The 26,734-nt window shown below is 24.6% G+C and carries 40 protein-coding genes, 1 other RNA gene and 2 pseudogenes; 39 read left to right on the plus strand and 4 right to left on the minus strand.

Going from position 1 to position 26,734, the window contains the following annotated elements; translation table 11 throughout:
- Positions 1-4: 4 nt before the first annotated feature.
- The 31 genes and pseudogenes from rpsL (at position 5) to rplQ (ending at position 16,106) form a co-directional block, all read left to right on the plus strand.
- Positions 5-394, plus strand: a complete 390-nt coding sequence (gene rpsL / locus NHG04_01490) for a 30S ribosomal protein S12 (GenBank protein ID WGH27316.1) — start codon at positions 5-7, stop codon at positions 392-394.
- The gene (gene rpsG, locus NHG04_01495) at positions 394-870 is read left to right on the plus strand and encodes a 30S ribosomal protein S7 (GenBank protein ID WGH27317.1); all 477 of its coding nucleotides are present in this window, start codon (positions 394-396) and stop codon (positions 868-870) included. The genes rpsL and rpsG overlap by 1 nt, the downstream gene beginning before the upstream one ends.
- Positions 871-875: 5 nt before the next feature.
- A complete protein-coding gene (gene fusA, locus NHG04_01500) occupies positions 876-2,972 on the plus strand; it encodes an elongation factor G (GenBank protein WGH27318.1) in 2,097 nt (698 codons plus the stop codon).
- A gap of 3 nt (positions 2,973-2,975) precedes the next feature.
- Positions 2,976-3,281 (plus strand): 30S ribosomal protein S10, encoded by a 306-nt coding sequence (gene rpsJ, locus NHG04_01505; GenBank protein ID WGH27319.1) that lies wholly within the window; start codon positions 2,976-2,978, stop codon positions 3,279-3,281.
- Between the two features lie 2 nt (positions 3,282-3,283).
- Complete coding sequence (gene rplC, locus NHG04_01510) at positions 3,284-3,901, plus strand: 50S ribosomal protein L3 (protein WGH27320.1); 618 nt, start codon at positions 3,284-3,286, stop codon at positions 3,899-3,901.
- The gene (gene rplD, locus NHG04_01515; protein WGH27321.1) at positions 3,892-4,521 is read left to right on the plus strand and encodes a 50S ribosomal protein L4; all 630 of its coding nucleotides are present in this window, start codon (positions 3,892-3,894) and stop codon (positions 4,519-4,521) included. Before rplC ends, rplD begins: the two co-directional genes overlap by 10 nt.
- Positions 4,518-4,799, plus strand: a complete 282-nt coding sequence (rplW, locus tag NHG04_01520) for a 50S ribosomal protein L23 (protein ID WGH27322.1) — start codon at positions 4,518-4,520, stop codon at positions 4,797-4,799. The genes rplD and rplW overlap by 4 nt, the downstream gene beginning before the upstream one ends.
- A gap of 3 nt (positions 4,800-4,802) precedes the next feature.
- Positions 4,803-5,630 (plus strand): 50S ribosomal protein L2, encoded by an 828-nt coding sequence (gene rplB / locus NHG04_01525; GenBank protein WGH27323.1) that lies wholly within the window; start codon positions 4,803-4,805, stop codon positions 5,628-5,630.
- 1 nt (position 5,631) lies between these two features.
- Positions 5,632-5,913, plus strand: coding sequence for a 30S ribosomal protein S19 (gene rpsS, locus NHG04_01530; GenBank protein WGH27324.1), 282 nt, complete (start codon positions 5,632-5,634; stop codon positions 5,911-5,913).
- 6 nt (positions 5,914-5,919) lie between these two features.
- Positions 5,920-6,300 (plus strand): 50S ribosomal protein L22, encoded by a 381-nt coding sequence (locus tag NHG04_01535; GenBank protein ID WGH27325.1) that lies wholly within the window; start codon positions 5,920-5,922, stop codon positions 6,298-6,300.
- Between the two features lies 1 nt (position 6,301).
- Positions 6,302-6,961, plus strand: a complete 660-nt coding sequence (gene rpsC / locus NHG04_01540; protein WGH27326.1) for a 30S ribosomal protein S3 — start codon at positions 6,302-6,304, stop codon at positions 6,959-6,961.
- A 5-nt stretch (positions 6,962-6,966) separates the two neighbouring features.
- A complete protein-coding gene (rplP, locus tag NHG04_01545; protein ID WGH27327.1) occupies positions 6,967-7,401 on the plus strand; it encodes a 50S ribosomal protein L16 in 435 nt (144 codons plus the stop codon).
- Positions 7,391-7,573, plus strand: coding sequence for a 50S ribosomal protein L29 (gene rpmC / locus NHG04_01550; protein ID WGH27328.1), 183 nt, complete (start codon positions 7,391-7,393; stop codon positions 7,571-7,573). Before rplP ends, rpmC begins: the two co-directional genes overlap by 11 nt.
- A gap of 37 nt (positions 7,574-7,610) precedes the next feature.
- Positions 7,611-7,853, plus strand: coding sequence for a 30S ribosomal protein S17 (gene rpsQ, locus NHG04_01555; GenBank protein ID WGH27329.1), 243 nt, complete (start codon positions 7,611-7,613; stop codon positions 7,851-7,853).
- Between the two features lie 2 nt (positions 7,854-7,855).
- The gene (gene rplN, locus NHG04_01560) at positions 7,856-8,218 is read left to right on the plus strand and encodes a 50S ribosomal protein L14 (protein WGH27330.1); all 363 of its coding nucleotides are present in this window, start codon (positions 7,856-7,858) and stop codon (positions 8,216-8,218) included.
- A gap of 10 nt (positions 8,219-8,228) precedes the next feature.
- Positions 8,229-8,540, plus strand: coding sequence for a 50S ribosomal protein L24 (gene rplX, locus NHG04_01565; protein ID WGH27331.1), 312 nt, complete (start codon positions 8,229-8,231; stop codon positions 8,538-8,540).
- A 2-nt stretch (positions 8,541-8,542) separates the two neighbouring features.
- A complete protein-coding gene (gene rplE / locus NHG04_01570) occupies positions 8,543-9,094 on the plus strand; it encodes a 50S ribosomal protein L5 (protein ID WGH27332.1) in 552 nt (183 codons plus the stop codon).
- Positions 9,095-9,097: 3 nt separating this feature from the next.
- Positions 9,098-9,367, plus strand: a complete 270-nt coding sequence (rpsN, locus tag NHG04_01575) for a 30S ribosomal protein S14 (protein WGH27333.1) — start codon at positions 9,098-9,100, stop codon at positions 9,365-9,367.
- Positions 9,368-9,385: 18 nt separating this feature from the next.
- Positions 9,386-9,775 (plus strand): 30S ribosomal protein S8, encoded by a 390-nt coding sequence (gene rpsH / locus NHG04_01580; protein WGH27334.1) that lies wholly within the window; start codon positions 9,386-9,388, stop codon positions 9,773-9,775.
- Between the two features lie 12 nt (positions 9,776-9,787).
- Positions 9,788-10,339 carry a 50S ribosomal protein L6 gene (gene rplF / locus NHG04_01585; GenBank protein ID WGH27335.1) on the plus strand — a complete coding sequence of 184 codons (552 nt, stop codon included), beginning with the start codon at positions 9,788-9,790 and terminating at the stop codon, positions 10,337-10,339.
- Positions 10,340-10,346: 7 nt separating this feature from the next.
- Positions 10,347-10,682, plus strand: coding sequence for a 50S ribosomal protein L18 (gene rplR / locus NHG04_01590; protein ID WGH27336.1), 336 nt, complete (start codon positions 10,347-10,349; stop codon positions 10,680-10,682).
- Positions 10,683-10,687: 5 nt separating this feature from the next.
- A complete protein-coding gene (gene rpsE / locus NHG04_01595) occupies positions 10,688-11,209 on the plus strand; it encodes a 30S ribosomal protein S5 (GenBank protein ID WGH27337.1) in 522 nt (173 codons plus the stop codon).
- Positions 11,210-11,244: 35 nt separating this feature from the next.
- A complete protein-coding gene (rplO, locus tag NHG04_01600; protein ID WGH27338.1) occupies positions 11,245-11,700 on the plus strand; it encodes a 50S ribosomal protein L15 in 456 nt (151 codons plus the stop codon).
- Positions 11,697-13,004 carry a preprotein translocase subunit SecY gene (gene secY / locus NHG04_01605; GenBank protein WGH27339.1) on the plus strand — a complete coding sequence of 436 codons (1,308 nt, stop codon included), beginning with the start codon at positions 11,697-11,699 and terminating at the stop codon, positions 13,002-13,004. Before rplO ends, secY begins: the two co-directional genes overlap by 4 nt.
- A gap of 3 nt (positions 13,005-13,007) precedes the next feature.
- The gene (gene infA / locus NHG04_01610) at positions 13,008-13,268 is read left to right on the plus strand and encodes a translation initiation factor IF-1 (protein WGH27340.1); all 261 of its coding nucleotides are present in this window, start codon (positions 13,008-13,010) and stop codon (positions 13,266-13,268) included.
- Positions 13,231-13,347: a 50S ribosomal protein L36 gene (gene rpmJ, locus NHG04_01615; GenBank protein ID WGH27341.1), complete on the plus strand. Its 117-nt coding sequence runs from the start codon at positions 13,231-13,233 to the stop codon at positions 13,345-13,347. The genes infA and rpmJ overlap by 38 nt, the downstream gene beginning before the upstream one ends.
- A gap of 4 nt (positions 13,348-13,351) precedes the next feature.
- Complete coding sequence (gene rpsM / locus NHG04_01620) at positions 13,352-13,729, plus strand: 30S ribosomal protein S13 (GenBank protein WGH27342.1); 378 nt, start codon at positions 13,352-13,354, stop codon at positions 13,727-13,729.
- 15 nt (positions 13,730-13,744) lie between these two features.
- Complete coding sequence (rpsK, locus tag NHG04_01625) at positions 13,745-14,131, plus strand: 30S ribosomal protein S11 (protein ID WGH27343.1); 387 nt, start codon at positions 13,745-13,747, stop codon at positions 14,129-14,131.
- Between the two features lies 1 nt (position 14,132).
- Positions 14,133-14,747, plus strand: coding sequence for a 30S ribosomal protein S4 (gene rpsD / locus NHG04_01630; GenBank protein ID WGH27548.1), 615 nt, complete (start codon positions 14,133-14,135; stop codon positions 14,745-14,747).
- Positions 14,748-14,751: 4 nt separating this feature from the next.
- On the plus strand, positions 14,752-15,738 hold the full coding sequence (locus NHG04_01635; GenBank protein ID WGH27344.1) for a DNA-directed RNA polymerase subunit alpha: 987 nt from the start codon (positions 14,752-14,754) through the stop codon (positions 15,736-15,738).
- Positions 15,738-16,106: pseudogene (gene rplQ / locus NHG04_01640) on the plus strand (50S ribosomal protein L17). Before NHG04_01635 ends, rplQ begins: the two are co-directional and overlap by 1 nt.
- A 7-nt stretch (positions 16,107-16,113) precedes the next feature.
- Here rplQ and ffs read toward each other — a convergent pair.
- Positions 16,114-16,213, minus strand: an RNA gene (ffs, locus tag NHG04_01645) — signal recognition particle sRNA small type.
- 70 nt (positions 16,214-16,283) lie between these two features.
- Between ffs and mdh the strand changes: the two genes are divergently transcribed.
- Genes mdh through NHG04_01660 form a run of 3 tightly spaced genes read left to right on the plus strand, consistent with a single transcriptional unit; the run spans position 16,284 to position 19,393 of the window.
- Positions 16,284-17,210 (plus strand): malate dehydrogenase, encoded by a 927-nt coding sequence (gene mdh, locus NHG04_01650; protein WGH27345.1) that lies wholly within the window; start codon positions 16,284-16,286, stop codon positions 17,208-17,210.
- Positions 17,211-17,224: 14 nt separating this feature from the next.
- Positions 17,225-18,226, plus strand: a complete 1,002-nt coding sequence (gene pdhA, locus NHG04_01655; protein ID WGH27346.1) for a pyruvate dehydrogenase (acetyl-transferring) E1 component subunit alpha — start codon at positions 17,225-17,227, stop codon at positions 18,224-18,226.
- Between the two features lie 9 nt (positions 18,227-18,235).
- A complete protein-coding gene (locus NHG04_01660; protein WGH27347.1) occupies positions 18,236-19,393 on the plus strand; it encodes a 2-oxo acid dehydrogenase subunit E2 in 1,158 nt (385 codons plus the stop codon).
- Here NHG04_01660 and NHG04_01665 read toward each other — a convergent pair whose 3' ends face one another.
- Entirely contained in the window at positions 19,394-21,166 is a 1,773-nt protein-coding gene (locus NHG04_01665; GenBank protein WGH27348.1) for an ABC transporter ATP-binding protein/permease, read from the minus strand.
- A gap of 45 nt (positions 21,167-21,211) precedes the next feature.
- On the opposite strand from NHG04_01665, the gene ligA reads away from it, so the two are divergent.
- Both ligA and NHG04_01675 read left to right on the plus strand, forming a co-directional pair.
- Positions 21,212-22,927: an NAD-dependent DNA ligase LigA gene (ligA, locus tag NHG04_01670; GenBank protein ID WGH27349.1), complete on the plus strand. Its 1,716-nt coding sequence runs from the start codon at positions 21,212-21,214 to the stop codon at positions 22,925-22,927.
- Positions 22,928-22,936: 9 nt separating this feature from the next.
- A complete protein-coding gene (locus tag NHG04_01675; protein WGH27350.1) occupies positions 22,937-24,079 on the plus strand; it encodes a peptidase M14 in 1,143 nt (380 codons plus the stop codon).
- On the opposite strand, the gene rpmH is transcribed toward NHG04_01675, so the two are convergent.
- Positions 24,076-24,222, minus strand: a complete 147-nt coding sequence (gene rpmH, locus NHG04_01680) for a 50S ribosomal protein L34 (protein WGH27351.1) — start codon at positions 24,220-24,222, stop codon at positions 24,076-24,078. The two genes, NHG04_01675 and rpmH, sit on opposite strands and share 4 nt — an antisense overlap.
- A 106-nt stretch (positions 24,223-24,328) precedes the next feature.
- A complete protein-coding gene (gene tsaE / locus NHG04_01685) occupies positions 24,329-24,736 on the minus strand; it encodes a tRNA (adenosine(37)-N6)-threonylcarbamoyltransferase complex ATPase subunit type 1 TsaE (protein ID WGH27352.1) in 408 nt (135 codons plus the stop codon).
- 72 nt (positions 24,737-24,808) lie between these two features.
- On the opposite strand from tsaE, the pseudogene fabZ reads away from it, so the two are divergent.
- The 3 genes and pseudogenes from fabZ (at position 24,809) to sucD (ending at position 26,695) form a co-directional block, all read left to right on the plus strand.
- A pseudogene (fabZ, locus tag NHG04_01690) lies at positions 24,809-25,246 on the plus strand (3-hydroxyacyl-ACP dehydratase FabZ).
- A complete protein-coding gene (gene efp, locus NHG04_01695; protein ID WGH27353.1) occupies positions 25,246-25,815 on the plus strand; it encodes an elongation factor P in 570 nt (189 codons plus the stop codon). The pseudogene fabZ and the gene efp overlap by 1 nt, the downstream one beginning before the upstream one ends.
- Before the next feature lies 1 nt (position 25,816).
- Positions 25,817-26,695 (plus strand): succinate--CoA ligase subunit alpha, encoded by an 879-nt coding sequence (gene sucD, locus NHG04_01700; GenBank protein ID WGH27354.1) that lies wholly within the window; start codon positions 25,817-25,819, stop codon positions 26,693-26,695.
- Positions 26,696-26,734: the final 39 nt, after the last annotated feature.

A 26,734-nucleotide genomic window follows, 5' to 3' on the forward strand; every position in this document is an offset into this window, starting at 1 on the left:
AAATATGCCCACTATTCAACAATTAATAAGAAAAGGAAGAATTTCAATTAAAAAAACTAGTAAATCAGCTATATTAAATTCTTGTCCTCAAAAAAGAGGTGTATGTACACGTGTATATACTACTACTCCTAAAAAACCTAATTCTGCTATGCGTAAAGTTTGTCGTGTACGTTTAACTAATGGAAAAGAAATAATTGCTTATATACGTGGTGAAGGTCATAATCTTCAAGAGCATTCAATTGTATGTGTAGCAGGAGGAAAAATAGCTAGAGATCTTTCAGGAGTACGTGCTCATGTAGAACGTGGATGTAGAGATGCTGCTGGAGTTGTTGGTCGTATGAAAAGTAGAAGTAAATATGGTACTAAAAAAAGTTCTAATGAAAATAAACAATAATGAGAAAAGTTAAAGCTTTAAAAAAGTCTTATTTACCAGATCCCAAATATGGTGATACATTAGTCACTAGATTTGTTAATCATCTTATTAAAGATGGTAAAAAAATAAAAGCTTTTAATATATTTTATAATGCTATTAAAAAAATAGATGAGGATAAAAAAACAGAAGAAAAAACAGGTTTAGATATTTGGAAACAGGCATTAAAAAATGTTATGCCTCATGTAGAAGTTAGAAGCCGTCGCATTGGAGGAGTAAATATTCAAATTCCTGTTACTATATCGTCACATATGAAAATAACTAAAGCCATAAAATTGATAATTAAATGTGCATCATTACGAAATGAAAAAAGTATGGCATTTAAATTAGCCTGTGAGATTTTAGATGCGTTTAATGAAGAAGGTATGGCTATAAAAAAAAGAGATAATATTCATAAAATTGTTGAAGCTAATAAGGCTTTTTCTCATTTTAGATTTTAGTATTTATGGTCAAAAACAAATTGAAATATACAAGAAATATAGGTATTGCAGCACATATTGATGCTGGTAAAACAACTACAACAGAACGTATTCTTTTTTATACTGGTAAAACTCATAAAATAGGTGAAGTGCATGAAGGAACTGCTACCATGGATTGGATGGCTCAAGAACAAGAAAGGGGCATTACAATTACTTCTGCAGCAACACGTTGCGAATGGACGTATTATAATAATAAATATTATATCAATATAATTGATACACCTGGACATGTAGATTTTACAGTAGAAGTAGAACGTTCTATTCGTGTATTAGATGGTATGGTAGTTTTATTTAGTGCTGTAGATGGGGTAGAACCTCAGTCAGAAACTGTTTGGAGACAAGCTGATAAATATAATATTCCAAGAATAGGTTATGTTAATAAAATGGATCGTAGAGGGTCAGATTTTTTTAATGTTTGTGATCAAGTAAAAAATATTTTAGGTAGTAAATCAGTTATTATGCAAATACCTATTGGTAATGAAATAGATTTTAAAGGTATAATAGATTTAATTTCAAATAAAGCTATTATTTGGAATGATAATGATAAAGGTGTAACATATAAAGAATGTGAAATACCTAATAGTATAAAAAATATTTCTATAAAATATAGAAATAAATTAATAGAAGATATTGTAGAATATGATGATGTTTTAATAGAAAAATTTTTTAAAGATCCTTCTTCTATTTCAGAAGAAGAAATATATAAAACTTTACGTAAAGCTACAATAAATCTTAAAATAGTTCCTATGTTTTGTGGTTCTTCTTTTAGAAATAAAGGAGTCCAAATATTAATAGATGCAATATGTCAGTATTTGCCATCTCCTATTGATATAAAAAAAATTATTGGTATAAATCCTATTACAAATAATAAAGAAGAACGTAGACCTGATGATAATGAACCATTTTCAGCATTAGCATTTAAAATTTCTACTGATCAATTTGTTGGCCGTTTAGCTTTTATAAGAGTTTATTCTGGTGTATTAAATGCTGGTTCTTATGTATATAATACGCGTACAAAAAATAAAGAACGTATTTCACGTATATATCAAATGCATACTAATAAACAAATTCCTATAGAAAAAGTTGGAGCAGGTGATATTGGAGCTATAGTAGGTTTTAAAGATATTAAAACAGGAGATACTATTTGTTATGAGAAATATCCAATAATATTAGAAAATATATCGTTTCCTGAACCAGTAATAGGATTAGCTATTGAACCTAAATATAAAAAAGATCTTGATAAAATGAGTTTGGCAATTTCAAAATTTCTTGAAGAAGATCCTACTATTCAAGTACGTATTGATAGATCAACCAGACAAACTATTATTTCAGGTATGGGAGAATTACATTTAGAAATTATTATAGATCGTATGAAAAGAGAATTTGGAGTAGAAGTCAATCACGGAGAACCTCAAGTTGAATATAAAGAAGCATTAAAAACTACAATTAAACATAGAGAAATTTATAAAAAACAAACTGGAGGTAGGGGAAAATTTGCAGATATAATATTTATATTAAGTCCTTCTGAAAAAAATAAAAATGGTTTAGAATTTATAAATAAAGTGAAAGGTGGTAATATTCCAAAAGAATTTATTCCTTCTATTGAAAAAGGTTTTAGGGCAGCAATGAAAAGTGGACCTTTAGCTGGTTATGAAATTGATGCAATGAAATTAACTTTAATAGATGGTTCTTATCATCCAGTAGATTCTGATCAATTATCTTTTGAATTAGCAGCAAAATCTGGATTTAGAGAATCATCAAAAAAGGCAAAATTTGTTTTATTAGAACCTATAATGAAATTAGAAATAGTAACTCCTGAAGAAAATATGGGAGATATTGTAGGAGATTTGAATCGTAGGAGAGGTACTGTAAAACACATAGATAGCCGTAATAATACAAAAATTATTAAGACTATTGTTCCTTTATCAGAAATGTTTGGATATGTCACTACTTTACGTACGTTATCTTCTGGTAGAGCAATTTCAACAATGGAATTTTCTCATTATGAAGTTGTTCCCTCTAATATAGCAGAAGAAATTATTTCAAAAACAAAAGATATATAAAATATGAGTCAAAATATTAGAATAAAATTACAATCATATGATCATTTTTTATTAGATAATTCTATGGATAAAATTATTAAATCGGTAATTCCTACAGGTGTTATAATTAAAGGTCCTATTCCTTTACCTACTGTTAAAAAAATTTATACTGTATTACGTTCACCACATGTTAATAAAAAGTCTCGTGAACAATATGTTTTACCTAAACATAAGAGATTTTTAGAAATTTGTAATGCACGTTCTACTACTATAGATGCTTTGATGAAGTTAGAATTAGCTAGTGGAGTTGAAGTTAAAATTAAAGTTTAATTATGCAAGGAATAATAGGTAAGTATATAGGTATGATTAACTTATATCAAAATGGAATAAGTATTCCATGTAGTATTATAAAAGCTGGACCATGTACAGTAACTCAAATTAAAACTATAGATAAAGATGGTTATTGCGCTATACAATTGGGTTTTGAGTATAAAAAAAAGATAAATAAACCTTTAAAAGGACATTTTAAAAATATATTACCTAATAAAAAAATTGTAGAATTTAAAGGAGATTTTCCTAATCTTAAATTAGGAGATAATATTAAAGTTAATATTTTTAATGAAAATGAATTAATTAATATTACAGGTATTTCTAAAGGCAAAGGATTTCAAGGGGTAATAAAACGTCATAGATTTTCAGGTGTTGGTGAAAGTACTCATGGTCAACATAATCGTTTAAGAGCTCCAGGATCTATTGGAGCTGGATCTGATCCTTCTCGTGTATTTAAAGGGACTTTAATGGCAGGTAGAACAGGTAATAATAGAATTACTATTAAAAATATTAATTTAATTAAAATAGATATAGAAAAAGATTTATTAATTGTTAAAGGATCCGTACCAGGATATAAAAATTCGTATTTAATAATAAATAAAATTAATAAATGGAAGTAACAGTATTTAATATAAATGGTGAAAAAACTGGATCTTTAAAATTAGATTCTTTTAATATTAATCCTAATAATCATTCTGTATATCTTGAAATTAAAAGATATTTAGCATCAAAACGTCAAGGAACTCATAAAACCAAAGAAAGAAGTGAATTATCAGGAAGTAGACGTAAACTACATCGTCAAAAAGGAACTGGTAGTTCAAGAAAAGGTGATATTAAGAATCCTTTATTTAAAGGTGGAGCAAGAGTTTTTGGACCTACTCCTAGAAAGTATAATTTTAAGTTAAATAAATCTTTAAAAAGATTAGCTAAACGTTCTATTATAAGTCAAAAATTGAAAGATAATTCAATATTAATTTTAGAAGATTTTTATTTAGAAATTCCTAAAACTAGGATTTTTTTAGAAAAATTAAAATTTTTTAATTATATATCAATAAATAAAAAAAATATTCTAATGGTTTTAGAAACGTATAATAAAAATTTATATTTAGCATCTCGTAATTTACCTAAATTCAAACTTATATCAGTTAATGAATTAAATAGTTATGATCTTTTAAAAGCTTCATATATTATTTTTTTTAAAAGTTCAATAGAAAAAATTTCTAATTATTTGAATAAATGACAATTTTAATTAAACCTTTAAATAAAGTTGAAAAATATAATAGATATAATAAATCTTACGTTTTTTTAGTTAAAAATAGAGCCAATAAAATTCAAATAAAGAATGAAATAGAAAAATTTTATAATGTTATAGTAAAAAATGTTAATACAATAATATTTTATATTAAACCAAAATCTAAATATACTAAAAAAGGATTTATTATAAATAAGTCAAAAACATTAAAAAAAGCTATAATAACTCTTGAAAAAGGTGCTTTTATAAATTATATAAATAAATAATAAATGTCAATTAAAAAATTAAAACCAATAACGTCAGGTCAAAGATTTAGAGTAGTAAATAATTATGATGATATTTCTAAAAAAAAAAATTTAAGTAATGTTAAATATTTAAGTATAGGAAAAAATAAATCAGGTGGAAGAAATAATTATGGCAAAATTACTATGCGTTATATTGGAGGAGGGCATAAAAAAAAATATAGAATTATTGATTTTAAAAGAAATAAATTCAATATACCAGCTATTGTAAAAACTATTGAATATGATCCTAATAGATCATCTTTTATCTCTTTGTTATTTTATGCTGATGGTGAAAAACGATATATTATATCTCCCAATGGAATTAAAATTGGTCAAAAAATTTTTTCAGGTAAAAACATTTCACCAGACATTGGAAATGCTTTATATTTAAATGATATTCCTTTAGGAACTATTATTTCATGTATAGAAATAAAACCTGGTAAAGGAGCAACACTAGCTCGTAGTGCTGGTTCTTATGCACAATTGATGGCTAAAGATGGTAAATATGTAATAGTTAAATTACCTTCAGGTAAGAATCAAATGATTTTGAATAACTGTATTGCTACTATAGGGTCTGTATCTAACGTTGATCATCAATTAGAAATATTAGGCAAAGCTGGAAGAAATAGATGGTTAGGAAGAAGACCACGCACTAGAGGTGTAGCAATGAATCCAATAGATCATCCTATGGGAGGTGGAGAGGGAAAATCTTCTGGAGGTCATCCAAGAAATAGAAAAGGTATACCTTCAAAAGGATTTAAAACACGTTCTAAAAAAACATCATCTAAATATATAATAGATAATAAAAAATAATATGGCACGTTCATTAAAAAAAGGTCCATATGTATCGTATACATTATTAAAAAAGGTTATTAATAATAAAAAATTAAATAAAAAAATAGTTATAAAAACGTGGTCAAGATCATCAATGATAATTCCTGAATTTGTAGGTCAAACTTTTGCTGTTCATAATGGAAAACATCATATTCCAGTATATATAACTGAAAATATGGTGGGCCACAAATTAGGAGAATTTGTTTATACTAGGATATTTAGGGGACACGCAGGTTCTAAAAATAAAAAAATAACAAAATAATGTAGTATGGGTGCAAGAAAAAAGAGAATAGCTATAAATAATATTAAATATAGAAAACCAATAGTATTTGCTTTATTACGAAATGTTCCAATATCTCCCCGGAAAATGAGATTAATGGCGAATAATATTCGTAATTTAAGTGTCAATAATGCTTTAAATATTTTAAAATATAGCAAACAAAAATCATCAATTTTTTTAAAAAAACTTTTATTATCAGCATTATCAAATTGGAAAATAAAAAATAAAAATATTGAAAAACCTTTATATATAAAAGAAATTATTGTCAATAAAGCTCGTACTTTAAAAAGATTACGAATAGCTTCTAAAGGTAGAGCTAATCAAATAAAAAAGAAATATAATAATGTTAAAATTATAATTAATTATTAAAATGGGACAAAAAACAAATCCAATTGCTAATAGATTAGGTATTATTCTATCATGGCAATCTAGTTGGTGTGGGGATTTTTTAGAAAGAATTACTGAAGATTTTAAAATAAGACATTATATAGAAAAACGTTTACCAAAATATATTGTCTCTCGTATATTCATAGAACGTACTTTAAAATTTATTACTATTACTATATATACTTCTCGTCCAGCTATTATTATTGGTAAAGGTGGTCATGAGATAGATAAATTAAAAAATGAATTAAGTAAAATTACTACCAAAGAAATGCAAATAAATGTTAATGATATTAAACGTCCTGAACTTGATGCATCTTTAGTAGCTAAAAATTTAGCTCGTTATATTGAAAATAGATTTTCTTATAAAAGAATTATTAAACAAGCTATTATATCTGCTATGCGTCTTAGTGCAGAAGGTATAAAAATACAAGTGTCAGGTAGATTAAATGGAGTAGAAATGGCGCGTAAAGAATCTTATAAAGAAGGTAGCATTTCTTTATCTACTTTTCGTGTAAATATAGATTATGCTATGGTGGAAGCACATACTATTTATGGAAGAATAGGCATTAAAGTATGGATAAATAAAGGAGAAATTTATAATAAAAAAGAATTTTTAATAGTAGGTGGAGGTGGAAAAAGATAATAAATATGTTACAACCTAAACGAACAAAATATAATAAACAACAAAAAAAACCTGTAAAAGGTAATTCTACAAAAGGAACTAGGCTTTCATATGGTGACTATGGTATTAAAACTCTAAAATCATCATGGATTACTGCTAGTCAAATAGAGGCTGCACGTATAGCAGCTACTCGTTATATGAAACGAGAAGGAAAATTATGGATTAATATATTTCCTGATAAACCTATTACAAAAAAACCCCAAGAAGTACGTATGGGAAAAGGAAAAGGGAATGTAGATCATTGGGTAGCAAATACTAAACGTGGACGTATTTTGTTTGAAATTAGTGGTGTTAGTATAACTATTGCTAAGGAAGCTTTAAGATTAGCATCACATAAATTACCTGTGAAAACTAAATTTGTTATTGCAAATGATTTAAATATTAAAAACAATGAAAATTAATGAATTAAAAAAATTATCTATTGAAGAACTTAAGTCATTATTAAAAATGAAACAAGATAATTATCAAAAATTAAAATTTGATAATACAATATCAACTATAAAAAATCCTCTTTTAATTAAGAATCTTAGAAAAGATATAGCTCGTATTAATACAATTATAAATAATTTATAAATAATATTATATTTCTATTTCAATAATAAGAATATATATGACTAGAAATTCTAGAAAAGAAAGGACAGGATTAGTAATAAGTACTAAAATGAATAAAACTATAGTAGTTTTGGAAACTAAACGTGTCAATCATCCACGTTATGGAAAAAGTATAGTAAAGTCTAAAAAATATATGGTACATGATGAAAAAAATGTTTCTAATAAAGGAGATAATGTAATTATTATGGAAACTCGTCCATTAAGTAAAAAAAAACGTTGGAGATTAATAAAAAAAATTTGAATATGTTACAACAAGAATCAATACTTAAAGTAGCTGATAATACTGGTGCAAAAGAAGTTTTGCTTATACGTGTATTAGGAGGAAAAAGATATGGATATGTAGGAGATTCTATTATAGTTTCTGTAAAAGAAGCTATTCCTGGAGGAAGTATTAAAGAAGGACAAATATCTAGAGCAGTTATTATTAGAACAAAATATAAAACACGTCGTAAAGATGGATCATATATCTCATTTGACGATAATGCGTGTGTATTACTTTCTTCTTCGAAAGAAATATTAGGAACTAGGGTATTTGGTCCAGTAGCAAGAGAATTAAGAGATAAAGAATATATGAAAGTTATTTCATTGGCTATTGAAGTTTTATAAAAAAAATAATATGTTAAAAATTAAAGTGGGAGATAAAGTTATTATTTTATCGGGAAATTATAAGAACCGTAAAGGTATTATTATGAAAATTTTGAAAAAAAAAAATAAAGTAATTGTTAGTGGTATAAATTTAATAAAAAAACATATAAAAAAAGATGGAATTCTAAAGATAGAGGCACCAATTCATATTTCTAATATATCTCTTATTGATCATGATAGTGGAAATCCTATACGTATAGGATGTATAGGATTTAAAATAAATAATGATAAAAAAATTCGCATAATTAAAAAAACTGGAAAAATATATGAAAATATTAATTAAAAATGTTTTATTCACCTAGACCTCAACTTTTATATAAAAAAAAAATAATTCCTATTCTTATTAAAGAATTTGGGTATAAATCAATTATGGAGGTACCTAAAATAAAAAAAATAGTTATTAGTAAAGGAATTGGTTATGCTCTTAATGATAAAAAAATTATTAATAATGCAATAGAAGAAATTTCTATTATTACGGGACAAAAAGCTATACCGTGTTTTTCAAAACGTGATGAAGCAGGATTTAAATTACGTAAAGGAATGTTGGTAGGATGTAAAGTAACTTTACGTAGACAAAAAATGTATGAATTTATAGATAGATTAATTACTATAGCTTTACCTAGAGTAAGAGATTTTAACGGAATTAAAAATAATAGTTTTGATGGAAAAGGTAATTATAATTTGGGAATTATTGAACAAATCATATTTCCTGAAATAAATATTGATAAAACAAAAAAAATTTTAGGTATGAATATTGCATTTGTAACATCTGCTAAAACAGATAAAGAAGCTCTATCTTTATTAAAATATTTTGGAATACCTTTTAAAAAAAATTAAAAAATGGCTAAAGAATCAGTAAAAGCTAGACAAATAAAACGTGAAAAAATAGTTTTAAAATATAAAAAAAAACGTTTCCTTTTAAAAAAGGCTAAAGATTATGATTCATTGCAAAAATTACCAAAAAATGCATCTCCTGTAAGATTATGTAATAGATGTAATATTACAGGCAGGAAAAGAGGTTATATACGTGATTTTGGAATATCTAGGATAGAATTTAGACGTATTGCTTCTGAAGGTTTAATACCAGGAATAAGAAAAGCAAGTTGGTAAACTTAAATTAAAAAAAAAATGAATATAGATACTATAGCTGATTATTTAACACGTATCCGTAATGCTTTACATGCATGTAATAGGATAGTAAAAATTCCATATTCTAATTTAAAAAATGAAATTACTAAGATTCTTTTAGATCAAGGATATATTTTAAATTACAAAGTAATAAATGATAATAAAAAATATATTAAAATTGCATTAAAATACCATAAAAATTATCCAGTTATAAAATTTATGAAACGTATTAGCAAACCTGGATTAAGAAAATATTGTAGTTCAAAAAAAATTCCTCGTGTATTAAATGGTTTAGGAATAGCAATTATTTCAACATCTAAAGGGATAATGATTTGTAAAAAAGCTAAAGAAAAAAATATAGGAGGAGAAATATTATGTTATATTTATTAAATATTAAAAATAATGTCTAGAATAGGTAAAATTCCTATATTAATACCTAAAGAAGTTATTATAAAAATAGAAAATGGAAAAATTATAATAAAAGGTCCATTAGGAGAATTATATCAATCATTTTCAATAAAAAATATTGAAATAATAATTAAGGAAAATTATTTATATATAAATAATATAGTTTTAAATGAAAAAAAAGGAAGAGCTATGCATGGATTATATCGAGTACTAATCAATAATATGATAATTGGTGTTACTAAAGGTTTTCAAAAAGTATTAGAAATAGTTGGTATAGGATATAAAGCTTCTAATAATGGACGTATTTTAGAATTAAGTTTAGGTTATTCTCATAATATTATGATTAAATGTCCTGATGAAATTAAAGTAGAGACTAAAAATGAAAAAGGAAAAAATCCATTAATCATTTTGTCATCTTATGATAAGCAACTATTAGGAATAGTTGCTGCTAAAATTCGTTCGTTTAGAAAACCAGAACCTTATAAAGGTAAGGGCATAAGATATTTAGGAGAATATATTATAAGAAAAACTGGTAAATCAGCTTAAATTAAAAATGAAAACTAATAGAAGATTAAGAATAAAATATAGAATTAGAAAAAAAATATTTGGAACATCGAAAATTCCTAGATTATCTGTTTTTAGAAGTAATAGAGAAATTTATGCACAAATTATTGATGATACTAAAAGTATAACATTGGTATCAGCGTCTTCTTTAAAACTACCTAAACAGGATAATAAATCAAAATTTGCTACTGAAGTAGGTAAACGTTTAGGTATGAAAGCTAAAAATATAGGAATTGAAAAAGTAGTTTTTGATAGAAATGGATATTTATATCATGGTAGAATTAAAAATTTAGCTGAAGGTGTTAAAAAATATTTAAAATTATAAAATTTATGTTTTATTCATTTAGAAAAAAATTAAAAATATCCAAAAATATTGAATTAAAAGAACGTTTAGTAACAGTTGAAAGAGTTTGCAAAGTTACTAAAGGTAGACGTTATTTTAGTTTTAGTGCTATTGTTATTAAAGGAAATGAAAATGGAATAGTTGGTTATGGTTTAGGAAAATCTAATGAAATATCGGATGCTATTCATAAAGCTGGTGAACAAGCCAATAAAAATTTAGTAAAAATATCAATATATAAAGGAACAATACCTCATGAACAAAGTGCTAAGTTTGGAGGATCTAAAATATTTATACGCCCCGCTTCTGAAGGGACTGGAATAATTGCTGGTGGTGCTATGCGGTATGTTTTAGAAATTGCAGGTATATATAATGTATTATCTAAATCTAAAGGATCATCTAATCCTCATAATGTTGTTAAAGCTACAATTAAAGCATTAATAAATATTAGAAATGTAAATATAATTGCTAAAGAGAGAGGTATTTCTATTAATAAAGTTTTTAATGGATAAAAAAATATTTAAAATATTTAATAAATAATTAAAAAGTGAAATTAAATAATTTAAGTCCAGCAAAAGGTTCTGTCAAAACGAATAAACGTTTAGGAAGAGGTCAAGGATCAGGTAGAGGTGGAACATCTACAAGAGGACATAAAGGAGCTAAGTCTAGATCAGGATTTAGTAAAAAATTGGGGTTTGAAGGAGGACAAATGCCTTTACAAAGACGTGTTCCTAAAGTAGGTTTTAAACCTTTTAATAAAAAAAAATATTCAATAGTTAATTTAGATGATTTGCAAATTTTATTTGATAAAGGAAAACTTAAAAACAATATTATAAACAATAATATTTTAGTAGCTAATGGTTTGATAAAAAAAACCAATGAATTAATTAAAATTTTAGGTAGGGGTGAATTAAAAGTTAAATTAAAAATAACCGCTAATAAATTTAGCAAAAAAGCTGATAAATTAATTAAAAAAGTAGGAGGAGAAACTATAAAAATATGAAATATATATATTCAACTATAAAAAATATATATAATATTAGTGAATTACGTAATAGAATAGGTATAACTATAATATTATTATTAATATATCGTTTTGGGTCTTATGTTCCATTACCAGGAATAAATCCTAATGGTTATAGTTCTTATGCTAGTTATAGTGGAATTATGCAAATATTATCTTCATTTACAGGAGGTGCTTTTAATCGTGTATCTGTTTTAGCATTAAGTGTAATGCCTTATATATCAGCTTCTATTATTGTACAATTAATGAGTTTTGCATTTTCTTATTTTCAAAAAATACAAAAAGATGGGGAAAGTGGTAATAGAAAAATGAATTATATTATAAAATGGGTTACTATATTAGTATGTTTAATTCAAGCTCCTGCATACATAATAGCACTAACTACACATTTTATACCTTTATATACAAATGAAATTTATTTTATTTACAATAATAAATTATTATTTATAATAATATCGGTAATAATATTAACTACAGGAACTTTATTTACTGTTTGGTTAGGAGATAAAATTACTCAGAAAGGAATAGGCAATGGAATATCATTAATTATTATGACTGGTATTATATCACGTTTTCCTATTTCTGTAATTAATGAAATTAATAATAAAATGGGAATGGGAATTGGTAAGTGGAATTATGGATTAATATTTTTAGAATTTTTATTGTGGATTTTAGTTATAATTTTTTGTCTACTTGTAATTCAAGCAGTAAGAAAAATACCAATACGATATGTAAATAGTTATTATTCTAATAATATATTTCAACATATTCCTATTAAAGTAACAACAGCTGGAGTTATGCCTATTATATTTTCACAATCTATTATGTTATTTCCAATGACTATATCAACATATATTAAAAACGAAAAAATTAAATATATATTGGATATATTTAATAATATATATGGTTTTTGGTATAATTTAATATTTGTAATTATGATTATAATATTTACATTTTTTTATACTTCTCTGACTATATCTGTTAGCAAAATATCTGATGATTTAAAACGAAATGGTGGTTATATACCTAATGTAAAACCTGGAAAAAATACAATAAATTATTTAGATAATATTATATATAAAATTACTATTCCAGGAGCTTTATTATTATCTATAATAGCAATATTACCTTCATTAGTAATTAAAATAGGTATAACCAAAAATATTGCTTTATTTTATGGAGGTACTTCATTACTTATTATAATAGGTGTAATATTTGAAACAATTCAACAAATTAATATTTATTTATTAAATTATAAATATGATCATTTTATATATGGATAATATATGGCCAAGCAAGCAAATATAGAAATTTACGGTATTATTACTGAAGCATTGCCCAATGCTACATTTCGTGTTAAATTAAATAATGGATCTTTTATCATAGCTCATATATCGGGAAAAATGAGATTGCATTATATTAAATTATTACCTGGTGATAAAATAAAATTAGAAATGTCTCCTTATGATTTGAGTAGAGCTAGAATTATATTTAGATATAAAAATACATATGAAAGTAAGAACATCAATAAAAAAAAGAAGTGCTAATTGTAAATTAGTAAAACGTAAAGGACGTCTTTATATTATAAATAAAAAAAATCCTAGATTAAAACAAAAACAAGGTTAAAAAAATGGCTAGAATATCAGGTATAGATTTACCTAAAAATAAAATAGGCATGATAGCTTTAACAGAAATTTATGGTATAGGAAAAAGTACATCTAAAAAAATTTTAAATATAAATAACGTTGATAAAAATATTAAAGTCAAATATTGGACAGATGAACAAATTAATAATATTAGAGAATATATATCAAATACATTAAAAGTAGAGGGTGAGTTACGTTCTGAAATTCAATTAAATATCAAACGTTTGATAGATATTGGGTGTTATAGAGGTATGCGTCATAGAATTGGATTACCTGTTAGAGGACAAAAAACAAAAAATAATTGTCGTACTAGAAAAGGTAAAAGAAAAACTGTAGCTAATAAGAAAAAAGTTACTAAATAATAAATTTTAAAATAAATGGTTAAATCTATAAAATCAAAAAAAAGAAAAGTTATAGTTGAAGCTAAAGGAGAGGCACATATAAGTTCTACGTTTAATAATATTATTATTACATTAACTAATACTAAAGGAGAAGTTATAGCTTGGTCATCAGCCGGTAAAATGGGATTTAAAGGTTCTAAAAAAAATACACCTTACGCTGCTAAAATTGCAGCAGAAGATGCTGCTAAAGCAGCATTGAATGCTGGATTAAAAAGAGTAGATGTTATTGTTAAAGGACCTGGATCTGGTAGAGATGCAGCTATACGAACATTAAATAATATGGGTCTACAAATTAATGTAATAAAAGATGTGACCCCATTACCTCATAATGGTTGTAGACCACCTAAAAGAAGAAGAGTTTAATATGGCAAAATATATAGGACCTAAAGGGAAAATAGAACGTCGATTTGGAGAACCAATATTTGGAACTAAAATACTTAAACGTAGAAAATATCCACCAGGACAACATGGTAATAATCGTAGGAAAAGTAAAAAACGTTCTGAATATGCTATTCAATTATTTGAAAAGCAAAAAGCAAAATATATTTATGGTATATTAGAACGTCAATTTTTAAACTTATTTAAGCAAGCATCAAAAAAAAAGGGAATTACTGGAGAATTGCTTATTCAAATGTGTGAATCTCGTTTGGATAATATTGTATATAGATTGAATATTGCACGTTCTAGATCTGAAGCTCGTCAAATAGTTTCCCATCGTAATATTACAGTAAATAATAAAATTATTAATATACCTTCTTATTTATTAAAACCTGGTGATATAATAGGTATTAATAATAAAAAAAATCATACTGTAATTAAACAACAATTAATAAATAAAAAAAATAAAAAATTGTTAATAGATTGGTTAACATGGAATGATGAACAAATGATAGGAACTTTTCAAGCTATTCCTAATAGATCACAAATTCCAGAGAACATAAAAGAAAATTTAATAGTTGAATTTTATTCTAAATTCTAAAAACATGGAAAATTTTGTAAAACCTGAAAAATATATAATGTTGGAGTCAACAAATTTCAATGGAATTTTTCAATTTAAACCTTTAGAACCTGGTTTTGGTTGTACTATAGGTAACGCTATGAGACGTGTTTTATTATCTTCTTTAGAAGGTTTTGCTATAACTTATATTAAAATTATAGGTATAACGCATGAATTTAGTCCTATAAAAGGAGTAGTAGAAGATGTAACTGAAATTATTCTTAATCTTAAACAGGTTAGATTTAAAAAAGAAATAGAAGAAATAGATAAAGAAATTGTTACAGCGTCTATAACAGATAAAGAACAAATTATAGCTGGAGATTTTAATAAATTTATTACAGGATTTAAAGTAATTAATACAAATTTAGTTATTTGTAATAAGGATAAATCAGTTCCCTTTAATATAACCTTTTGTATTGAAAAGGGTATAGGATATGTACCAGCTAATAGGAGTCAAGATATAGGTACTATAGCTATAGATGCAATATATACCCCTATAATAAACGTAAAATATACAATTGAAAATTGTAGAGTTGGACAAAAAACTGACTTTGAAAATCTTTTATTATATATTCAAACAGATGGTTCAATTTATCCAAAAGATGCTTTAAATAAAGCTTCAAAAATATTAATAGATCATTTTTTACTTTTATCTAATGATAATAATTTTTCAAAATTAAAATCTGAAAATAATGAGGTTAAACCACATAATGTTGATAATGTTGATAATGAATTTATACGTATTAAAAAATTGTTAAAGTCAAAATTGACTGATACAGATAAGCTATCTAGACGTACATTAAATTGTTTACATTCAGCTGAAATAGAAACTTGGGCTGATGTAGTATCTCATGATAAAAATTATATTTTAAGAGTAAGAAATTTTGGAAAAAAATGTTTATCTGAATTGGAAGAAGAAATGAATAATAATGAATTGTATTTTGGAATGGATATATCAAAATATGAACTATAATGAGACACGGAAAAAAAATAAATCATTTAGGTATGAAATCTGCTCATCGCAGACTTATGCTTTCAAATATGGCTATATCGCTTTTAAAATATAAAAGGATTAATACTACTTTATCTAAAGCCAAAGCATTAAAAAAATATATAGAACCCATTATAACTAAAAGCAAAAAAAATGATCTTAATACAAGACGCATAATTTTTAAACAATTGCAAAATAAAAAAATTATTTCAGAATTGTTTGAAGTAATTTCTAATAAAGTAAAAAATCGTTTAGGTGGATATATCAGAATAATAAAAACTGTATATCGTTCAGGAGATGGAGCAGATATGGCTATGATTGAATTAGTTGATTTTAATAAAACATATAATAAAAAAGAATAGGCAAGTAATATGCTACACATCGCTAAACTACCTTACCTTTGCTGTGTTCCCACCCTGGAGGGATTTAGTAGTAGCTGATTGTGCAAAACTTGCCTATCCTTAAATACATACATATATATATACATAATATATATATATACATAATATATAAAATTTTTATTAATAATGAAAATTACAATAATAGGAGCAGGTAATGTAGGAGCTACATGTGCTGATATTTTATTTAAAAAAAATGTTGTAAAAGAAATAATTTTATTAGATGTCAAAAAAAATCTTTCTGAAGGAAAGGCTCTAGATATTTCGCAAACTGCTACTCTAAATGGATCTTCAAGTAATATTATTGGCGTAACTAATGATTACTCTAAAACAGCCAATTCTAAAGTAATAGTAATTACTTCAGGAATTACTAGAAAATCTGGTATGAGTAGAGATGATTTAATCAATATAAATGCTAGTATTGTAAAATCAGTAATTGAAAAATCTATAGAATATTCTCCTGAAACAATATTTATTGTTGTATCTAATCCGATTGATGTTATGACATATGTTGCTTTTATTTCATCTAAAATAAATAATGCTTATCGTGTATTCGGAATGTCTGGAATTTTAGATAAAGCTCGTTATTGTACTTTGTTAGCTAAGGAATTAAATTGTTATCCTAAAGATATTCAAACTTTATTAATTGGAAGTCATGGAGATACTATGGTACCTTTACCTCGTTATACTACTGTATCTGGTATTCCAATAATAGAATTAATTGATCAATCAAGGATTGATTCTATTATAGAACGTACTAAAAAAGGTGGTATAGAAATTGTTAACATGTTAGGTACTTCTGCTTGGTATGCTCCAGGTGCTTCTGTTGCTCAAATGGTAGAATCAATAATTAAAGATTCTAAACGTATATTTCCTTGTTGTGCTTGGTTACAAGGAGAATATGGTTTAAAAAATATATATTTAGGTGTTCCTGTAATTTTAGGAAAAAATGGTATAGATAAAATTTTAGAACTAAAATTAAATGATGAAGAAATGAATTTATTGAATAAATCAGCAAAACATATAAAAAATATGATAAAAGTAATAGATTTATAATATATTTATTAATCATGAAAAATATTACCTATGAAACTTATCTCAAATGGTTTAAGGATATGTATTTATGGAGACGATTTGAAGATAAATGTCGTTATTTATATTTTAAACAAAAAATTAGAGGATTTTTACATCTATATAATGGACAAGAAGCTATTCCCGCAGGAATTACTCACGCAATGGATCTTAACAAAGATATAGTCATTACAGCTTATAGGTGTCATATACTGGCAATAGCTATGGGGGTTGATCCTAAAATGGTAATGGCAGAACTTTTTGGAAAAATTACTGGTACTTCTAAGGGACTGGGTGGATCAATGCATATTTTTAGTAAAAAAAATCGTTTTTATGGAGGTTATGGGATTGTAGGATCACAGATACCTATAGGAGCAGGTATAGCATTTGCAGATAAATATTTTGGTCGTAATTCTGTAACGTTAACTTTTATGGGAGATGGAGCCGTTAATCAAGGATCTTTACATGAAACTTTTAATATGGCTATGATTTGGAAACTACCAGTTATATTTATATGTGAAAATAATAAATATGCAATGGGGACTTCATTTAAAAGAAGTACATACATAAAAGATATTTATAAAATTGGTTCAGCATATAATATGCCATCTATAGAAGTAGATGGTATGGATCCTAACAAAATAGCATACGCTACTTATGAAGCTATTGAAAATGCTAGAAAAGGATGTGGGCCAACATTTTTAGAAATGCGTACTTATAGATATAGAGGACATTCAGTTTCTGATGCATCAACTTACAGAACTAAAGAGGAAGTACTTAAATACAAAAAAAAAGATCCTATTTTAAAAATAAAAAATATGATCATAACTAATAAGTGGTATACAGAAAAAGATATTAAAGAGATTGAATCTAATATTAATAAAAAAATTGATGAATGTGTTAATTTTGCTGAAAAATCTGATTTTCCTTATATTGAGACAATGTATAATACAGTTTATTATCAAAAGGATTATCCTTTTGTAGATAAAATAATAACATAAAAAAAATATATGGCAGAAGTAGTATCAATGCCCCGTTTAAGTGACACTATGAATGAGGGTAAAGTAATTAAATGGTATAAAAAAGTAGGTGATAAAGTTTTCGAAGGTGATATTTTAGCTGAAATAGAAACTGATAAAGCTATTCAAGATTTTGAAATTGACATTAATGGCATATTGCTTTATATTGGGGTCCCTGAAGGACAAAGTGCTAAAGTTAATGATATATTAGCTATAATTGGAGAATCTAATGAAAACATAAGTTCATTAATTTCACCAAAGGAAGACATAAAGGAAGACATAAAGGAAGACATAAAGGAAGACATAAAGGAAACTAAAGATAAAATTTTAGCTTCACCATTAGCTAAAAAACTAGCTATAGAAAAAAATATATATTTACAGGATATTGTAGGAAGTGGTTTTAATAATCGTATTGTTAAACGTGATGTGGAAAAATATTTACGTGAAAAACAACGTATAGAACAACTAGATAATATTGTTACGCATTCTTCAATGCGTAAGATTATTGCCAAACGTTTAACTGAATCTAAATTTACTGCTCCTCATTATTATTTAATAAGGGAAATTAATATGGATAATCTTATTCAATTAAGACTTGATATTAACAATAAACTTGATGAGGATAAAAAAATATCTATAAATGATATCATTATTAAAGCTTCTGCTATTGCATTACGTGAAAATCCAAAAATTAATTCTTCATGGACAGATTCTTCAATAATTTATCATTCTGATGTTAATATAGGTGTAGCGGTGGCAATAAAAGATGGTTTAGTAGTTCCTGTTATTTCAAAAGTTGATCAAAAATCATTGCTTCAAATATCTTTTGAAATAAAAGATAAAGTTAATCGTGCTAAAGCCAATAAAATATATTCTAATGAAATATGTGGTAGTACATTTACTGTTTCTAATTTGGGAATGTTTGGAATAGAATTTTTTACTTCTATTATAAATCAACCTAATTCTTGTATTTTTTCTATAGGTTCTATTTTAGAAAAACCTATTGTTAAAGAAGGAAATATCGTAATAGGTAAAACAATAAAAGTCACTCTTGCTTGTGATCATCGTATTGTAGATGGTATTATAGGTAGTGCTTTTTTACAAACTTTTAAAGATATAATTGAAAATCCTATACTTATTTTAATATAATTATAGTAATTTATTTTTTCGTAAAAGTTTGTTGTAAGTGCCTTCTTCTATAATATTACCTTTATCTAATACAATAATGTTATCGGCATTTTTAACGGTAGAAATTCTATTAGCAATAATTAATGAAGTACGATTTTTCATAATGTTTAGTACTGCTTTTTCTGATTCAGTATCTAATGAAGATGTAGCTTCATCTAAAATAATAATTTTAGGATTTTTTAGTATAACTCTAGCAATATTAATTCTTTGTTTTTGTCCTTTAGATAATTGAATTCCACAATCTCCTATTAAAGTGTTATATCCTTGATTAAGAGATTGGATAAAATCATGAGCATTAGCTATTTTAGCAGCGTTAATTACAGAATTAAAAGATACATTTTCATTACCTATAGCGATATTATTAAAAACAGAATCATTAAATATGACTGATTCTTCTAGAACTATTCCAAATAGATTTCTATAATCTTTTATATTTATGTCTTTTATATTGATACCATCGATTAGAATTTGACCTGAAGTAACATTATAAAAACGTGCCAATAAATTAACTATAGTAGATTTACCACTTCCAGAACGTCCAACTAATGCAATAGTTTTTCCTTTTTTCAATTTAAAGTTAATATTCTTAATTAATAAGGTATCGTTATATCCAAAATATACATTTTTAAATACTATTTCATTTTTAAAATTTTCTATTCTATACATAGAATAATACTCACTAGCATTTGAGTTTAATATTTCAAATATACGTTCTACTGAAGCTTTTCCTTTATGTATATTTGAAGCAAAATTTACAATATTTTTAGCTGGATTAATTATTTGATAAAATAAACCAATAAAAGGAAATAAAATTTCAGTTGAAATCTCTTTTCTTTCTATAAGAATTCCACCATACAAAATTATTAATATCATTATAATTGAAGATAAAAATTCACTTATTGGAGAAGCTAATTCTTTTTTTATATTTACACGTGAGGAAAATTTTTTCTGTAAAAGTGATATATTTTCAAATATATTTTGCATTTTATTTTCTGCATTAAAAATTTTAATAATTTTTATAGCATTAATAGTTTCTTCAGTAACTGAAAAAAGTTTTCCTAATTCATATTGAGATTTATAAGAATCTGTTTGTAGATTTTTTCCAATCAAATATATAACAGTTACCATTAATGGTAATATCATTATTGCAAAAATTGTAAGTTTATGATTCATGAAGAATAGAGCAATAAAATGAAAAGATAACATTATAGGCAAACTTATAATATTTGCTAATGGAATAATTATAGTGTGTTCTATTTCAATAACATCGTTAAATATTCTTGACATTATATCTCCTTTTTTTTTAGAATAAAGAAAAAAAATTGGTAAGTATAATATTTTTTTATATAAATCGTTTCGAATATCACAGACCATAGAATTTTTGATAATAATCATGTAATATTCATATATATAATGAAATATATTTCTAATAAAAAAAAGAAAAATAGTTAATCCACAAAATATTGCTAATGTATATGATTTACCAAATTCTTGATACAGAATAAGAATATTCTTTTTAAAAAAGAATTTGATTATATCAAATATATTACGATTATTATGAATAGATATAGCAGTATTTTGTGAATTGGGTTCAAGTAATATACTTAAAACAGGAGTAATAGATATTATAGATATAACTGACAGCAAAGAATAAAGTGCATGAAATATTATATTTAATAAATAATAATATTTATAATATATTAAATAATGTAATATTATTTTCAAATGTTCCATTTAATTAAATTCTATCAAAGGTAAAAATCAATAATATAATATAAAATGAATAAAACAAAAATTGTAAAAAAAATAATTTCTTTACGAAAAGAAATTTATGAACATAATTATAAATATTATATATCTAATAATCCTGAAATATCAGATTATGAATTTGATATGAAATTAAAAGAATTAGATAGCATTGAGAAGGAATATCCTGAATATAATGATTTAGCTTCTCCCACTAAAAAAATTTGTGAAGATGTTATTAAATTTTTTCCTGTTGTAAATCATCGTTATCAAATGTACTCATTAAATAATGTTTATAGTCAACAAGAGGTTATTGATTGGGAAATACGTATAAAAAAACATTTAAAATCTTATATAGAATATGTATGTGAATTAAAATATGATGGAATATCAATAAGTTTACGTTATAAAAATGGATATTTGATTAGTGCTTTAACTCGTGGAGATGGTATTCATGGAAATGAAATAATTAATAATATACGTGCTATAGATTCAGTTCCACTTAAACTAAAAGGTAATTATCCTTATGATATTGAGGTTCGTGCAGAAATTATTCTACCTTTAATAGAATTTAAAAAAATTAATCAAGAACGTATAAAAAAAGGAAATAAACCTTATGCTAATCCTCGCAATACAGTTAATGGTTTATTAAAACAAAAAAATAAAAAACATTATTTAAATTATTTAGAATGTTTAGTTTATTCTATTATTAATAATAATAATATTAATAATAATATTTATAATTATCAATATTATAATTTAATGTATGCTCGCGAATGGGGATTTAAAGTTCCTAAAAGTATTCAGATTTGTAAATCAATTACAAATATTTTTAATTATATTGATTATTGGAATATTGCTAGATCTAATTTAGAATATGATATTGATGGAATTGTTATAAAGGTTAATAATTATCATCAACAAGCAATATTAGGTTATACCTCTAAATATCCACGTTGGGCTATTGCTTATAAATTCAAATCACAAAGAGTAATAACGCAAATTTTAAATGTTAATTTTGAAGTAGGACGTACTGGAGTAGTAACTCCTGTAGCAGAACTTAAACCTATTGGTTTTGATGGAACAACTGTTAAACGAGCTTCGTTATATAACGAAGCTTTTATAAATAAATTAGGTCTTTATAAGGATGATTTTGTTGTTTTAGAAAAAGGTGGAAATATTATTCCTAAAATAATAGGCGTTGATAAACGGACTACTAATAAAAAATATAAATTTATAAATATATGTCCTGCTTGTAATACATTTTTAATTAAAAAAAATAATATATATTACTGTACCAATGAAATTGGTTGTTATTCACAAATAATAGAAAAAATACAGCATTTTGTAAAAGCAATGAATATTGCTAATATAGGTCGTAATACTATTAGACAGTTATATAATGCTAATTTATTACGTACAATTGCAGATTTATATACAATAAAAAAAGTAAAGCCATTTTTTAATGCACAAAATATTATAGAAGAAATCGAAAAATCTAAAAAAAATCCTTTTTATAAAGTTTTATATGCATTATGTATTCCTAATGTTGGAGAATATATAGCTAAAAAACTAACACATATATTTTTTAATATTGATGAATTAATGTTGGCTGATTACGATAAATTAATAAATATTAACAATATAGGAAATAAAATTATTCTTTCTTTAAAAGAATATTTTTCAAAAGATTTTAACATAAAAATTATAAATAAACTAAAAAAAAATGGTATTAAATTTACCATTTAAAATTTAAAAATGATATTTGACATTATTTATTTAGATAAATATTATGATATATTTAAAGAACATACAATTACCTCTAGAATATTTAGACATTCTGAATTATTAATACAATTAGAAAAATATAGTAATAAATGTATTATTGATTTAATAGGACATTCTATAGAAAAAAGAGAAATTTATAAACTACAATTGGGTTTAGGAAAAAAAAAAATAATGATATGGTCTCAAATGCATGGAAATGAAACGACCGGTACAATAGCTATGTTTGATGTATTACGTTATCTTAATGAGGATAACTCATTGACTAACTTTTTAAAAGAAAAGTTGAATATTTCATATATTCCAATACTTAATCCTGATGGATCAGAAATATTTAAACGTAATAATGCAATAGATATTGATTTAAATAGAGATGCAAGAGCTTTAAAGTCTCCTGAAAGTAATATACTTTTTAATAATATTAAATCTTTAAATCCTGATATTCTTTTTAATTTACATGATCAAAAAAGCATATACAATGTAGGTGATACACATAAACCTGCAGTATTATCTTTTTTAGCTCCTTCTGAAGATAAAAAACGTACTATAACATATTATAGAAAAAAAACTATGAATATAATAAATTTTATTGAAAAAAATATTAAAATCATTTTACCAGGTATGATTGGAAGATATTATGACGAATTTTATCCTACAGCTACAGGAGATAATCTTCAAAGAATGGGATATCCATGTGTACTGTTTGAGGCAGGGTATTATTTAAATGATTGGCAAAAAATTAAAGTTAGAAAATATAATGCAATTGCAATTTTAGCAGGATTGTTTTATTTAGCTAATGAAGAAAATATTGAACAAGATTATAGATATTATTTTTCTATTCCCGAAAATAGCAAAAATCTTATTGATATAATTTATAAAAATGTAAAAATTAGAAAAAAAGGAATGGAATTTTCCGTAGATATTGGGATTATGTATGAAGAAAAATATAATATTGACACAAATACTATTGATTTTATTCCTAAAATAATTGAAATAGGTGATCTTAAGTATTTTTTTTGTAGAACTGAGGTAAAAGCTTATGGAAAAAATTATATTGGCCAATATGGTAAAACTTATCCTAACATTGGTGAAGTTGCTAACTTCCAACTTATTTAAGTTTCATTACTAACTGTTAATTTTTTTCTATTTTTTTTTCGTCTTCGTGCTAAAATTTTCCTACCATTATTATTTATCATACGTTTAAGATATCCGTGTTTGTTGACTCTTTTTCTTTTTGATGGTTGATATGTTCTTTTCATTTTTTGTTTTTCTATTGCCTAATAAAATTAAAATAATTATACCTAATAAAATTCCAAATAAAAAATATAAAAAACGTTTATAAAAATTCATAATAAAATTAATAATTTATATAAATTTAATATTACGAATATTTCCATTTTTTTTTATTATTACTTTATGATAATTAATAGGTAAAATATGTTCATATTTTTCAGGCCATTCAATTAAACAAATATTTTTAGAAAAAAAATAATCTTCATATCCTAAATCGAATATTTCATATTCGTTTTCTATTCTATAGAAATCAAAATGATAAATTTTTTTTGTGTTTGCATACAAATATTCGTTTACTATAGTAAAAGTAGGACTATTTACTAAATTAGTACTTCCTAAACATTTACATATATAACTTATCAAAGTAGTTTTTCCTGATCCCATACTTCCATAAACAGCTATTATATTATGATAATAATGTTGTGAAATGTAATTGCCTACTTGTAATAAGTTATTTATTTTTTTTATATAAAAATGCATATAATTAAATTTTAATTTAAATTAAACTAATTATTAATTAATAAAAATTTGATAAAAAAACATAACAACACATTATATGATATTAATCATATAATGTCTATTTTACCACATAAACCACCTTTTATTTTTGTAGATAAAATTATAGAATTTACAGATAATCATGTTGTTGGAATAAAAGCTGTTACTATAAATGAACCTTTTTTTGTAGGACATTTTCCTAATGAACCAATAATGCCAGGTGTATTATTAATTGAAGCAATGGCACAAGTAGGTGGTATTTTTGTTCTAAGTAAAGTAGATGATCCTAAAAAATATTCTACTTATTTATTAAAAATAGATAAAACAAAATTTAAAAAAAAAGTAGTTCCTGGAGATATTATTATATTTAAATTAATTTTATTAAGACCTATTATAAAAAACATAATAAATATGCAGGGGTATGGATATGTTAATAATAATATAGTAGTAGAAACAGAATTAATATCAAAAATATCTAAAAAAAATAATTAATGGCATCAACAACTATTAAAAAAGGTTTATGTTTATTGCTAAATGGTGAAATTTATAAAGTAATAGAATTTCTACATGTAAAACCTGGAAAGGGATCGGCATTTGTACGGACTAAACTAAAACATATAATTACAGGACATATATTAGAAAATACTTTTCCATCTGGACATAAGATAGAAAACGTCCGTATAGAAACTCGTAATTACAAATATTTATATAGAGATAAAACATTGTTTTATTTTATGAATGTTATAAATTATGATCAAATTTTTTTAGATAAAAAAGTTATAAATAATTACCAATTTTTGAAAGAAGGGATTACAGTTAAAATAATTTTTCGTAATGATATTCCATTATATGTAGATATGCCTAATAATGTAATATTACAAGTAATTTATACAGAGAAATGTATAAAAGGAGACACTATTATAAATGCTACAAAACAGGCTAAATTAGAAAATGGAATTACTGTGCAAGTCCCTTTATTTATAGATATTGGAGAATATATTAAAATAAACATTGAAAAATGTTCATATATAGAAAGATATAAAGATATAAAAAAAAATTAAAATGAGCATTTTAGTTAACAAAAATTCAAAAGTGATTGTACAAGGATTTACTGGAAAAGAGGGAAGTTTTCATTCAGAGAAAATGATTGATTATGGAACTAATGTAATAGGAGGAGTTACACCAGGTAAAGGTGGCCAAATACATTTAGAAAAACCTGTATTTAATACAGTAGAAGAAGCAGTAAAAGAATTAGGATTAATTGATGTAAGCATAATTTTTGTTCCTGCAATATTTGCTGCTGATGTTATACTTGAAGCAGCTTACGCTGGAATATCACTTATAGTTTGTATTACTGAAGGTATACCTATTTCAGATATGATTAAAGTAAAATATTATCTAAATAATAAAAATTGTAAATTAATTGGTCCCAATTGTCCTGGAATAATAACAGTTGAAGAAACTTTAATAGGTATTATGCCTAGTTATATATTTAAAAAAGGAAATATAGGTATTATATCTAGATCTGGAACATTAACTTACGAAGTAGCTGATCAAATAGTTAAAGCAGGTTATGGTATATCTACAGCAATTGGTATTGGGGGTGATTATATTATTGGTTTTAGTATACTAGAAATAATAAAATTATTTATGAACGATCCAGATACTGATGCTATTGTATTGATAGGAGAAATTGGTGGACAACTTGAAATTGAAGCAGCAAAATGGATAAAAAAAAATAAGTGTAATAAACCAGTAATTGGATTTATTGCTGGTTTAACTGCACCAAAAGGACGTATTATGGGACATGCTGGAGCTATAATTGGTGGCCATAATGAAACAGCACAATTTAAAATTGAAATAATGAAAAAATGTGGTATATATGTAGTAACATCTATTGCTAAAATAGGAGATGATATAAGTAAAATACTTATGAAATAATAAAATATAATTATATATATTTATTACTTTGTAATAAAT

Origin of the sequence: Candidatus Bostrichicola ureolyticus, assembly GCA_029851125.1 — a bacterium.
GTDB lineage: Bacteria > Bacteroidota > Bacteroidia > Flavobacteriales > Blattabacteriaceae > Bostrichidicola > Bostrichidicola ureolyticus.

What these genes read in the sequence shown, in the direction of transcription:
- rplR (WGH27336.1), top strand. Translation starts at nt 10,347, where the DNA reads ATGAAAACTAATAGAAGATTAAGAATAAAATATAGAATTAGAAAAAAA.
- rplN (WGH27330.1), top strand. Translation starts at nt 7,856, where the DNA reads ATGTTACAACAAGAATCAATACTTAAAGTAGCTGATAATACTGGTGCA.
- rpsS (WGH27324.1), top strand. Translation starts at nt 5,632, where the DNA reads ATGGCACGTTCATTAAAAAAAGGTCCATATGTATCGTATACATTATTA.
- rpsL (WGH27316.1), top strand. Translation starts at nt 5, where the DNA reads ATGCCCACTATTCAACAATTAATAAGAAAAGGAAGAATTTCAATTAAA.
- NHG04_01535 (WGH27325.1), top strand. Translation starts at nt 5,920, where the DNA reads ATGGGTGCAAGAAAAAAGAGAATAGCTATAAATAATATTAAATATAGA.
- NHG04_01635 (WGH27344.1), top strand. Translation starts at nt 14,752, where the DNA reads ATGGAAAATTTTGTAAAACCTGAAAAATATATAATGTTGGAGTCAACA.
- rpsM (WGH27342.1), top strand. Translation starts at nt 13,352, where the DNA reads ATGGCTAGAATATCAGGTATAGATTTACCTAAAAATAAAATAGGCATG.
- rplX (WGH27331.1), top strand. Translation starts at nt 8,229, where the DNA reads ATGTTAAAAATTAAAGTGGGAGATAAAGTTATTATTTTATCGGGAAAT.
- infA (WGH27340.1), top strand. Translation starts at nt 13,008, where the DNA reads ATGGCCAAGCAAGCAAATATAGAAATTTACGGTATTATTACTGAAGCA.
- rpsE (WGH27337.1), top strand. Translation starts at nt 10,688, where the DNA reads ATGTTTTATTCATTTAGAAAAAAATTAAAAATATCCAAAAATATTGAA.
- rpmH (WGH27351.1), bottom strand. Translation starts at nt 24,222, where the DNA reads ATGAAAAGAACATATCAACCATCAAAAAGAAAAAGAGTCAACAAACAC.
- rpsC (WGH27326.1), top strand. Translation starts at nt 6,302, where the DNA reads ATGGGACAAAAAACAAATCCAATTGCTAATAGATTAGGTATTATTCTA.
- secY (WGH27339.1), top strand. Translation starts at nt 11,697, where the DNA reads ATGAAATATATATATTCAACTATAAAAAATATATATAATATTAGTGAA.
- rpsN (WGH27333.1), top strand. Translation starts at nt 9,098, where the DNA reads ATGGCTAAAGAATCAGTAAAAGCTAGACAAATAAAACGTGAAAAAATA.
- NHG04_01660 (WGH27347.1), top strand. Translation starts at nt 18,236, where the DNA reads ATGGCAGAAGTAGTATCAATGCCCCGTTTAAGTGACACTATGAATGAG.
- tsaE (WGH27352.1), bottom strand. Translation starts at nt 24,736, where the DNA reads ATGCATTTTTATATAAAAAAAATAAATAACTTATTACAAGTAGGCAAT.
- rpsH (WGH27334.1), top strand. Translation starts at nt 9,386, where the DNA reads ATGAATATAGATACTATAGCTGATTATTTAACACGTATCCGTAATGCT.
- rplE (WGH27332.1), top strand. Translation starts at nt 8,543, where the DNA reads ATGTTTTATTCACCTAGACCTCAACTTTTATATAAAAAAAAAATAATT.
- rplD (WGH27321.1), top strand. Translation starts at nt 3,892, where the DNA reads ATGGAAGTAACAGTATTTAATATAAATGGTGAAAAAACTGGATCTTTA.
- rplW (WGH27322.1), top strand. Translation starts at nt 4,518, where the DNA reads ATGACAATTTTAATTAAACCTTTAAATAAAGTTGAAAAATATAATAGA.
- rplB (WGH27323.1), top strand. Translation starts at nt 4,803, where the DNA reads ATGTCAATTAAAAAATTAAAACCAATAACGTCAGGTCAAAGATTTAGA.
- rpsD (WGH27548.1), top strand. Translation starts at nt 14,133, where the DNA reads ATGGCAAAATATATAGGACCTAAAGGGAAAATAGAACGTCGATTTGGA.
- rplP (WGH27327.1), top strand. Translation starts at nt 6,967, where the DNA reads ATGTTACAACCTAAACGAACAAAATATAATAAACAACAAAAAAAACCT.
- rpsG (WGH27317.1), top strand. Translation starts at nt 394, where the DNA reads ATGAGAAAAGTTAAAGCTTTAAAAAAGTCTTATTTACCAGATCCCAAA.
- rpsK (WGH27343.1), top strand. Translation starts at nt 13,745, where the DNA reads ATGGTTAAATCTATAAAATCAAAAAAAAGAAAAGTTATAGTTGAAGCT.
- mdh (WGH27345.1), top strand. Translation starts at nt 16,284, where the DNA reads ATGAAAATTACAATAATAGGAGCAGGTAATGTAGGAGCTACATGTGCT.
- rpsJ (WGH27319.1), top strand. Translation starts at nt 2,976, where the DNA reads ATGAGTCAAAATATTAGAATAAAATTACAATCATATGATCATTTTTTA.
- rplC (WGH27320.1), top strand. Translation starts at nt 3,284, where the DNA reads ATGCAAGGAATAATAGGTAAGTATATAGGTATGATTAACTTATATCAA.
- rpmC (WGH27328.1), top strand. Translation starts at nt 7,391, where the DNA reads ATGAAAATTAATGAATTAAAAAAATTATCTATTGAAGAACTTAAGTCA.
- NHG04_01675 (WGH27350.1), top strand. Translation starts at nt 22,937, where the DNA reads ATGATATTTGACATTATTTATTTAGATAAATATTATGATATATTTAAA.
- efp (WGH27353.1), top strand. Translation starts at nt 25,246, where the DNA reads ATGGCATCAACAACTATTAAAAAAGGTTTATGTTTATTGCTAAATGGT.
- rpsQ (WGH27329.1), top strand. Translation starts at nt 7,611, where the DNA reads ATGACTAGAAATTCTAGAAAAGAAAGGACAGGATTAGTAATAAGTACT.
- pdhA (WGH27346.1), top strand. Translation starts at nt 17,225, where the DNA reads ATGAAAAATATTACCTATGAAACTTATCTCAAATGGTTTAAGGATATG.
- sucD (WGH27354.1), top strand. Translation starts at nt 25,817, where the DNA reads ATGAGCATTTTAGTTAACAAAAATTCAAAAGTGATTGTACAAGGATTT.
- NHG04_01665 (WGH27348.1), bottom strand. Translation starts at nt 21,166, where the DNA reads ATGGAACATTTGAAAATAATATTACATTATTTAATATATTATAAATAT.
- ligA (WGH27349.1), top strand. Translation starts at nt 21,212, where the DNA reads ATGAATAAAACAAAAATTGTAAAAAAAATAATTTCTTTACGAAAAGAA.
- rpmJ (WGH27341.1), top strand. Translation starts at nt 13,231, where the DNA reads ATGAAAGTAAGAACATCAATAAAAAAAAGAAGTGCTAATTGTAAATTA.
- fusA (WGH27318.1), top strand. Translation starts at nt 876, where the DNA reads ATGGTCAAAAACAAATTGAAATATACAAGAAATATAGGTATTGCAGCA.
- rplF (WGH27335.1), top strand. Translation starts at nt 9,788, where the DNA reads ATGTCTAGAATAGGTAAAATTCCTATATTAATACCTAAAGAAGTTATT.